Origin of the sequence: Stenotrophomonas humi (genome assembly GCF_001431415.1) — a bacterium.
In the GTDB taxonomy this organism is placed as follows: Bacteria; Pseudomonadota; Gammaproteobacteria; order Xanthomonadales; family Xanthomonadaceae; genus Stenotrophomonas; species Stenotrophomonas humi.
The window spans coordinates 26,830-36,216 of sequence record NZ_LDJI01000042.1 but is presented as its reverse complement, the minus strand read 5'-3'; the positions used below and the strand labels follow the sequence as shown (position 1 = coordinate 36,216).

Sequence of the window (9,387 nt, the reverse complement as noted above, 5' to 3'; positions counted from 1 at the left end):
CGTTTCCGTCGTAGCGAGCCGACCATTATAGCCGGCTTTTCCGCTTCGTCAACACCTCATTTCGAGGCGGTTGACGCTGCTGCTTCTGCGGCAAACCCGAAGGTCTTTCGTCGAAGCGAGCCGCCTATTATGTCAGGCTTTTCGTTTCCGTCAACACCTTTTTGAGAGGCTGTTGAACTTCAACTTCCTGTCGCTGACGTCCTCTGGAGGACCCCTGCGACGGGGGAGGTGAAGTATGTGCTTGTTTGAGGACTTTGTGAAGGGGGTCAGTCGGATTTTTCCGAACTTTCGCACATTGCCCGCAGGGAGGGGCCTGAACTGCGTCGGCACACCTTATTAGTCTGCGGAACGCCTTCTTGAGCAGCATGCTGATTGGGTGTTCCTCGGCACTGAAGCCTGAGTGCTTCGCCCTACCCCACCCTCTCCCCAACCCCTCTCCCGCCGGGAGAGGGGCTTCTGTTCGCTTGCCCTTTGGGCCTTAGCTCGCTGCTACCAGCAGGACACGGGCGAAGGTCCGCTTGCCTACCTGCAACAGGCCTTCAAAACCCGGCTGCAGGACGGTCTGGGCATCTTCTACGACTTCGCCGTCGACCTTCACTGCGCGCTCCTTGAGCTTGCGGGAAGCCTCGGAGTTGCTGGGCGTAAGGCCGGCGGCCGTCAGCAGGGTGCCAATACGCAGACCTTCGACCGGCACGCTGACTTCCTGCAGCGGCAGCTGGGTGATGTCGCCCTGCCCGGTCACGGCGGCGTTCCAGCCGGCGATGGCCTGCTCGGCTGCAGCAGCATCATGGAAACGGGTGGTCAGCTCACGCGCCAGGCGCAGCTTGATCTCACGCGGATTGATCTTGCCGGCTTCCACGTCGGCGCGCAGCTGCGCGGCCTCGGCAATGGAGATGTCAAAGCTGAGCAGGTCGATCCAACGCCACATCAAGGTGTCGTCCACCTTCATGGTCTTGGTGACCATGTCGATGGCCGGCTCGCTGATGCCGATGTAGTTACCCAGCGATTTGGACATCTTGTTGACGCCGTCCAGGCCTTCCAGCAGCGGCATCGTCAGCACGATCTGCGGCTTCTGGCCGTAATGCTCCTGCAGACCACGGCCCATCAGCAGATTGAACTTCTGGTCGGTGCCGCCGAGCTCGACGTCCGCTTCCAGCGCCACCGAGTCGTAGCCCTGCACCAGCGGATAGAGGAATTCATGGATGGCGATGGACTGCTGGGCGGCATAGCGCTTGGAGAAATCATCGCGCTCGAGCATGCGGGCGACGGTGTGCTGGCCGGCCAGGCGGATCATGTCGGCCGCGCCCATCTTGCCGAACCATTCGGAGTTGAAGCGCACTTCGGTCTTCTCGCGGTCCAGCACCTTGAACACCTGCTCTTCATAGGTGCGGGCGTTGGCGAGCACGTCTTCCTTGCTCAGCGGCTTGCGGGTCAGGCTCTTGCCGGACGGGTCACCGATCATGCCGGTGAAGTCGCCGATCAGGAAAATCACCTGATGACCGAGGTCCTGGAACTGGCGCAGCTTGTTCAACAGCACCGTGTGGCCCAGGTGCAGGTCGGGCGCGGTGGGGTCGAAGCCCGCCTTCACACGCAGCGGGCGGCCGCTTTCCAGACGCTGGCGCAATTCATCCGCTTTGAGGATCTCATCGGCACCGCGGCCGATCAGGGCAAGGGCTTCATCAATCGAGGACACGCTAAAACTCCCGGCTTCGCCGTCAAAAACATGAATGGTGTTAAGTACAAGTTAACCACGTTAACCGATCGAAAAGCCATGCGGCTCAATGGTTTGACGCGGTATTGATAGGTGTCTATGTTAACCGCGTTTGGGCCCGCGATCCGGGCCGACCAGAGAACCGACCGATGCCACAATCCGATCATGGCCAGGCGCGCAAGCAGCGCTTCCAGGAACGACTCAACGTCCTGCACGACACCGCCCTGCATCGGAGGCTCAAGCATCATCTGCCGGCTGCGTTCAACGAACGCTGGACCCGGCGGCACTGGATCCACGCCAGCCTGTTCGTGACGATCGGCGCGCTGGTTGCGACCATCGTCCCCGGTTTCTCCAATGCAATTGACGCATCATTGCCCTCGTCGCATTCGACGCTGGCACTGCCGTTGCCGCCCCTGTCGCTGGCCCGCCTTGGCGAAACGCCCGGCGACAGCTGGCAGATCCTTCGGGTGCAGCGCGGCCAGACCTTGAGCGACCTGTTTGAAGCGGCCGGCGTGCCGGCCACGGTGATGCACCGGGTGCTGGAACACCCCGGCACCCGCGAGGCACTGACCAAACTCCGTCCGGGCGCCGAAATCGCGTTCGACCTGCCAGTGAATGGTGCGCTGCGCACCATCCGTTTCGACCGCGATGCCAGCCATCGTGTGGAGCTGGCGCTGCAAGGAGATCAGATCCGCGAAAAGGTGCTGGAACGCTCCACCAGCACGCGTACCGTGGTGACCAGCGGTGAAATCACCAGCTCGCTCTACGCCGCCGCGCGCAGGGCCGGCCTGTCGCCTTCGGCCATCGCGACGATGACCGACGACATCTTCAAGTACGACATCGACTTCTCCAAAGACCTGCAGCAGGGCGACCGCTTCAGCGTGGTGATGGACGAGACCTGGCGTGAAGGCGAGCGCATCGACACCAGCAAGGTGCTGGCGGCGACGTTCACCACCGGCGGCAAGACATACACCGGCTTTCGTTTCGAGCGCAACGGCAAGTCGGAATACTTCGATCTCAACGGACGCCCGCTGAAAAAGAGCTTCATCCGCTCGCCGATCCAGTTCGCGCGGCTCAGTTCCAACTTCGGTTCACGGCGCCATCCGGTGCTGGGCACCATGCGCATGCACAAGGGCGTGGATTACGCCGCGCGTACCGGTACGCCGATCATGGCCGCCGGTGATGCGCGCGTGCAGTTTGCCGGGGTGCAACGCGGTTACGGCAATGTGGTGATCCTGGACCATGGCCGTGGCCATTCAACGCTGTACGGGCATATGTCGCGCTTTGGCGGTTACCGCACCGGCCAACGCGTCAACCAGGGCGACATCATCGGTTACGTCGGTTCCACCGGCCTGGCGACCGGCCCACACCTGCACTACGAATTCCGCGTCAACGGCCAGCACCGCAATCCGCTGTCGGTGACCATGCCGCCGGCGGAGCCGCTCAAGGGCGCCGAGCTGGCCGCGTTCCGTGCACAGACGTCGCCGGCGATGGCACGCATCCAGGGCATGGAACAGTTGATCTATGCCGATGCCGGCACCGCGCCGAAGGATGACAAGCGCACCGCCAGCGTCACTCCGCCGCCAGCGCCCGCACCGGCCGGCAAGCGCGGCTGAGCACAGCACAATGCGTTGACGCGACGGGCAGGGAGCATGAAGCTTCCCTGCCCGTTGTCTTTGCAGGCCTCTCCATGACGCAACGCGATCCCCAGCTGCCGCTGTTCCTTGGCCTGATGTCCGGCACCAGCGCCGACGGCATCGATGCCGCGCTGGTGCAGTTTCCGGAACAAGGCGGGTGCCACTTCGTGCATGGGCAGACCTATGCCTGGGACGCGCCGACGCGCCAGGCCCTGATCGCGCTTGGCCAAGGCCGCGAGCCCGAATCGCTGGACGCGCTGGGACGACTGGATGCCCAGGTCGGCATCGCCTTTGCCGACGCCGCCAACCAGTTGCTGGATGAGGCCGGTGTGCCGCGCACGCAGGTGCAGGCGATTGGTTCGCACGGCCAGACCATCCGTCACCGCCCGTTGGCCGAACCTGCATTCACCTGGCAGATCGGTGACGCCAACCGTATCGCGGAGCTGACCGGCATCACCACGGTGGCCGATTTCCGCCGTCGCGATGTGGCTGCGGGCGGGCATGGCGCACCACTGATGCCGGCCTTCCATCTGGCGATGCTCGGCAGTGCTGATGAAGACCGCGCGGTGTTGAACCTGGGAGGCATTGCCAACCTGAGTTTGATCGGCCGTGATGGCAGCCTGCGTGGCTTCGATACCGGCCCGGCCAATGCCCTGCTTGATGGCTGGTGCCAGCGGCATCTGGGCCATGCCTTCGACGCCGATGGGGCATTCGCCGCCAGCGGCCGGGTGAACGAAGCACTGCTGACACGGTTGCTGGCCGAGCCGTGGTTCGCCCTGCCCCCGCCCAAGAGCACCGGGCGCGAGCAGTTCCATCTGGAATGGGTAGAAGCGCAGTTCGATGCCGATGCGGTGACGCCGGCCGATGTGCAGGCCACCTTGCTGGAATTGAGCGCAGCCACGGTTGCCGACGCCCTGCTCACCCATCTGCCGGACGTGCGCCGGGTGCTGGCATGTGGCGGTGGCGTGCGCAATCCAACGTTGTTGCGGCGTCTGCAGGCACGTTTGCCGGGCGTATTGATCGACTCAAGCGCCGCGCATGGGCTGGACCCGGATTACATGGAAGCGATGGGCTTTGCCTGGCTGGCGCATGAAACGCTGGCCGGCAGGCCGGGGAATCTGCCCAGTGTCAGTGGTGCGCGTGGGCTGCGGATTCTCGGGGCGATCCATCTGGCTTGAGGGTTTCCGCCTTGGCTGGGGCTTTTGACTGCCTCCCAAAGGCACAAAGGCGGAAGGCATCCTCATCCGCCCTGCGGGCACCTTCTCCCGTGAACGGGAGAAGGATTGCTTCATGCGGTGTTGCTAGCGGTTACGGGCTGTCGCCGGCGGGCAGCGCGCGCAGGGCCTGGATGGCTTCGGCCAGGGCATCCACTTCGCCGTTCTCGAAGCCGTTGCGTACTTCATGTTCGCTGGCGAACAGGCCCTGCTCCAGCAGCGCCAGACACGTGTGTTCACGTGTCCATCCGCGCGCCACGGAAAGGCGGCGGATACGTTCAAGCAAGAGCGGGTCGATGTCCCGCAAGATCACGTCGGCCATGTCATTCACATCAGCTGTCCGGTAGATCCCCCGCCCGCATCATCAGTGAGGTGGGCGCGGGATTCAATCGCACCCACCTTTTTGCCATTCAGGCTGACCGGTTGAGCTGGGTGGTGGCGTCCACTTCACGACGCAGCCACCAAGCCATCAACAGCCCTGGGATACCGACCACCACCGACACCAGGAAGAACACCTTCCAGCCATAGGCATCGGCCAGCACGCCGGCAAATGGCCCGACAAACACCCGCCCCAGCGTGGCGAAGGCCGATAGCAGCGCGTAGTGCGTGGCCGAGAATCGTGTGCCGCACAGGCCGCTGAGCAAGGCCACGAACGCCGCCGTGCCCATGCCGCCGGCAAAGTTGTCCAGGCTCAGCGCGAACAGCAGCAGGCTGTCCATCGGCGTGGGCGTGTCCAGATGCACGATCAGCAGGTTGAAGGCCGGCACGTCCAGCGTGCCCCAGGCCCCCGCCCCTTCGCGTGCGAGCAGGTAGAAGCCGAGGTTGGAGACCAGCTGCAGCACGCCGAAGGCGATGACCGCCGTGGACAGCCGTAGACGCAGCAGGAAGAAGCCGCCGACGATGGCACCGACAATCGTCATCAGCAGACCGATGGTCTTGTTGGCCAGGCCGACTTCCGACTGGCTGAAATGCATGCCCTTGAGCAGGAAGGGCGTGGACAGGCTCAACGCGAACGCATCGCCCACCTTGTACAGCACCACCAGGGCCAGGAAGGCACCGGCACCGCGCATGCTGAAGTAGCTGCGCAGCGAGGCATTGAGCGTTTCAAAACGTACCCAACGGGTGACCCCGAGCCCCAGCATCATGGCCGCGGCAATCTGGGTGACGACGAACACCAGCCGCACCCAGCGGTCGCTGCTGTCCGGGTCCAACCCCAACAGCACCAACAACTGATGCGCCAACCAGGCGCCCACGCCCACACCGACCACCAGCGCCAGGAAGCCCCGCAGCTCGCCACCGGCCTTGGATACCGGCGCCTTGAAGCGCTCGGGCAGCGGCGGCATCAGCAGCAGCGCCAGCGCGCCGACCGCAACCGACAGTCCGGCCATGACCCGGTACACCTGCGGCCAGCTCTGCCACTGCTCTGCCCAGATCAGGGTGATGCCGCCGGACAACACCATCGCCAGGCGATAACCCAGCACCGTGAGCGAACCACCCAGCCCGCGCTCGGCCGGCTCCAGCAGATCCGTGCGATAGGCGTCGATCACCACGTCCAGCGTCGCCGACAGGCAGGCCACCAGGACCGCCACCGACGCGAACAACGCCAGATTGCGCGCCGGCGACAGCGTGCTCATCAACAGCAGCGCCGCACCCAGCACGAACAGCAGCAGTACGATCCAGCCGCGTCGGCGGCCCAGCAGCGGCAGATCGAAACGGTCGATCAGCGGCGCCCACAGGAATTTGAAGGTGTAGGGAATGCCGATCAGCGACAAGAAGCCCAGCGTCACCAGATCCAGCCCGTCCACCGTCAACCAGGCCTGCATCGCCCCACCGGTCAGCGCCAGCGGCAGGCCGGACGCAAAGCCCAGCAACAGGATCACGAACAGGCGCCGCAAGCGCTGCAGCCCGCGCGGAGTCTCCGCGATGGCTTGGGTCACAGGTCGTAGTCCACGGTGAACGGTGCGTGGTCAGAGAAACGCTGGCCGGTGTAGATCGAGCAGCCGCGCAGGCGGTCGCGCAGGCCCGGGGTGACGAACTGGTAGTCGATGCGCCAACCGACGTTGTTGGCGCGGGCCGCGCCGCGGTTGCTCCACCAGGTGTAGTCCTGGCCTTCCGGATTCAGCGCGCGGTAGGCGTCCACCCAGCCACGCCCGCTGGCCGGATCGCTCTGGTCCGGAAGATCGGCGCACAGCCCATTCAGCCAGTCGCGCTCCTCCGGCAGGCAGCCGGAGTTCTTCTGGTTGGACTTCCAGTTCTTGATGTCCAGCGCGCTGCGCACGATGTTCCAGTCCCCGCACAACACGTAGTCGCGGCCGCTGGCCAGCCATTCGTCCAGCAACGGCCGCAGCCACTGCATGACCTCGAACTTGAAGCCCTGGCGCAGCTCGCCCGAGGAACCGGACGGTATATAGAACGACACCACGCTCAGATTGCCGAAACGGGCCTCGATGTAGCGGCCTTCATCGTCGAACGGCGCCCAGCCCAGACCGGTGCGTACCTCGTCCGGCTCACGGCGGCTCCAGATGGACACGCCGCTGTAGCCCTTCTTGGTGATGGCATCGCGGTAGAAGCAATGGTGGCCGTCAGGGCGGAACAGTGCATCGGTCAGCTGCGACTCCTGTGCCTTGGTTTCCTGAATACAGAGCACGTCGGCCTGTTGCTGCAGGAACCACTCGCCGAAACCCTTGGTAGTTGCCGAACGGATGCCGTTGGCGTTGAAGCTGATGATGCGCATGGAAAACCACTGACAGACCTGTGATCGGCACAGCATACCGCCCACGCCAGCATTCCCCGAAGCCATGCTTTACCCTAGTGGCCTTCATAAGACGACAAGAAAACGTATTTACATGAGCGACCACCGTTCCCGCTTTCTGCAGCTGGCGCTGAATGCCGACGCGCTGCGCTTTGGCCAGTTCACCCTCAAGTCCGGCCGCGTGAGCCCGTATTTCTTCAACGCTGGCCGTTTTGACACCGGCCTGGCGCTGTCCCAGCTGGGCAACTGCTATGCCGATGCCATCGAATCGGCCGGCATTGCCTATGACCAGCTGTTCGGCCCGGCCTACAAGGGCATCCCGCTGGCCACCGCCATTGCCTGCGAGTTCTCGCACCGGGGCCGCGACCTGCCGCTGACCTTCAACCGCAAGGAAGCCAAGGACCATGGCGAGGGCGGCACCCTGATCGGCGCCGACATGGCTGGCAAGCGCATCCTGATCGTCGACGACGTGATCACCGCCGGCACGGCCATCCGCGAGGCGCTGGCCATCATCCGTGCTGCCAACGGCATTCCGGCCGGCATCGTGGTGGCCCTGGATCGCCAGGAAATCGCCTCCGAGCAGGACAGCCGTTCGGCCGCTCAGGCCGTCGCCGCTGAAACCGGCATCCCGGTGATCGCGGTGGCCAACCTGGCCGACCTGCTTGCTTTCGCGTCCGGGAACCCGGAACTTGTCGGTTATCGGGAACCGTTGCTGGCCTATCGCGCCCGCTACGGGAGCAATCCAGTCGGCTGACAGCAGGGGGCTGCCATGACGCCAATTTCTTCCAAGACCGGTTTTGCCACGGGCCTGCTGATGCTGGCCGCGCTGGCATTGCCGGCAATCGCACAGAACAAGCCGGAAGCAGCCAGCAAAAAACTGTACTGCTGGGATGAAGGCGGCCGCCGGATCTGCTCGGACACATTGCCGCCGGAGGCCGTGAACAAGGCGCGCGAGGAGTTCAGCGCACGCAGCGGCCTGCGCAGCGCCGAGGTGGAGCGTGCACTGACCGCTGAGGAACGCGCCGATGCCGCGCTGGCCCAGGCTCAGGCGCAGGTGGATGCCGCGGCGATCGAGACCCGCAAGCGTACCGAGCAGGCGATGTTGGCCACCTATGGCAGCGAGGATGCATTGCGGCGAGTGTTCAACGAGCGCACCGCCATCGTCGACAACAACATCAAGACCGCCAGCTACAACGTGACCAGCCTGCGTGAAGCGTTGGCGGCGCAGCTGCTGTCGGCCGGCAACAGGGAGCTGGCCGGGCACAAGGTGGGTGACAAGCAGGCCGAGGAAATCCGCCAGCGTCACAATGAACTGTTGGCGCAACTGCGCCTGCAGACAGCCTTCGAACAGCAGCGACGGACACTGGAAGTGGAGATCGCAGAATCCCTGGCGCGCTACCGCGAGTTGAAGGGAATCGTTCCGGCGGGCACCGCAGCGGCACCTGCCGTGCCGGAGCCGGCGAAGGGCTGAGCGGCTGACAATCCGTTTTCGTGAAAGCGGCCTTCGGGCCGCTTTCTTTTTGCGCGCTGCCAACGTGCTTGCCGCCCGGCAACGTGGGAAGGCGAAATGCACCCGGGCGCCGACCCGCATTCCCTCCGGTTGATGCAGATCCTGGGCTCACCCTGAATATCCGGGTCACGGGTTCGCGTTCAAAAGCCCCCGCGCAGCGTGTGGGGCGCTCAGTGGCGCAGGCGTTTGCCACGTGGCAGCGTCTTCCGGCTTCCGGGGCGCGGCCCCGCGCCCATCGAACGCAGCAACCTAGCCAACCTGCCCCGGCGCCCTTTTCTACGCATCGGCGCCACGTTTTTATGGTGTTTTTACGCCATTGCCATGTCCAAGGCGTCGAACGTTTACGCCCTGCGGGAGGACGATGCCGTCCCTGATCGGGGTGATCCGGCTCGCATGTGCGGCACTGCCCTGCCCTTCCATCGACGTGGTGTTCGGCCAAGCCGGAACCCGTCCTGATATCGAGGTTTCCATGCCCGGCTGGCTTTCTTTGTTGTGCGGTGTAGTGGTGCTGATCGCCGCCGCCTATCTGCTGTACGCGGTCCTTCGACCCGAGTCGTTCTGAG

At 64.4% G+C, this 9,387-nt stretch carries 9 protein-coding genes; 5 read left to right on the top strand and 4 right to left on the bottom strand.

The features are described from left to right. Positions 1–478: 478 nt before the first annotated feature. Complete coding sequence (gene tyrS / locus ABB26_RS17320; RefSeq protein ID WP_057635966.1) at positions 479–1,693, bottom strand: tyrosine--tRNA ligase; 1,215 nt, start codon at positions 1,691–1,693, stop codon at positions 479–481. A 167-nt stretch (positions 1,694–1,860) separates the two neighbouring features. On the opposite strand from tyrS, the gene ABB26_RS17315 reads away from it, so the two are divergent. Together ABB26_RS17315 and ABB26_RS17310 are read left to right on the top strand one after the other, a co-directional pair. Next, complete coding sequence (locus ABB26_RS17315) at positions 1,861–3,327, top strand: peptidoglycan DD-metalloendopeptidase family protein (protein WP_057635965.1); 1,467 nt, start codon at positions 1,861–1,863, stop codon at positions 3,325–3,327. Positions 3,328–3,401: 74 nt separating this feature from the next. Further along, entirely contained in the window at positions 3,402–4,526 is a 1,125-nt protein-coding gene (locus ABB26_RS17310) for an anhydro-N-acetylmuramic acid kinase (protein WP_057635964.1), read from the top strand. Positions 4,527–4,656: 130 nt separating this feature from the next. Here the strand turns inward: ABB26_RS17310 and ABB26_RS17305 are convergent, their stop codons facing one another. The 3 genes from ABB26_RS17305 to ABB26_RS17295 form a co-directional block, all read right to left on the bottom strand. Then, positions 4,657–4,884 carry a hypothetical protein gene (locus ABB26_RS17305; RefSeq protein ID WP_057635963.1) on the bottom strand — a complete coding sequence of 76 codons (228 nt, stop codon included), beginning with the start codon at positions 4,882–4,884 and terminating at the stop codon, positions 4,657–4,659. Between the two features lie 88 nt (positions 4,885–4,972). Further along, complete coding sequence (locus ABB26_RS17300; protein WP_083490911.1) at positions 4,973–6,499, bottom strand: AmpG family muropeptide MFS transporter; 1,527 nt, start codon at positions 6,497–6,499, stop codon at positions 4,973–4,975. Next, on the bottom strand, positions 6,496–7,296 hold the full coding sequence (locus tag ABB26_RS17295) for an exodeoxyribonuclease III (RefSeq protein ID WP_057635962.1): 801 nt from the start codon (positions 7,294–7,296) through the stop codon (positions 6,496–6,498). Before ABB26_RS17295 ends, ABB26_RS17300 begins: the two co-directional genes overlap by 4 nt. Before the next feature lie 112 nt (positions 7,297–7,408). Between ABB26_RS17295 and pyrE the strand changes: the two genes are divergently transcribed. From pyrE to ABB26_RS17280, 3 genes are all read left to right on the top strand, one after another. Continuing rightward, positions 7,409–8,068, top strand: a complete 660-nt coding sequence (gene pyrE, locus ABB26_RS17290) for an orotate phosphoribosyltransferase (protein WP_057635961.1) — start codon at positions 7,409–7,411, stop codon at positions 8,066–8,068. A gap of 15 nt (positions 8,069–8,083) precedes the next feature. Then, the gene (locus ABB26_RS17285; protein ID WP_057635960.1) at positions 8,084–8,785 is read left to right on the top strand and encodes a hypothetical protein; all 702 of its coding nucleotides are present in this window, start codon (positions 8,084–8,086) and stop codon (positions 8,783–8,785) included. Between the two features lie 508 nt (positions 8,786–9,293). Beyond that, positions 9,294–9,386 (top strand): potassium-transporting ATPase subunit F, encoded by a 93-nt coding sequence (locus ABB26_RS17280; RefSeq protein ID WP_057635969.1) that lies wholly within the window; start codon positions 9,294–9,296, stop codon positions 9,384–9,386. Position 9,387: the final 1 nt, after the last annotated feature.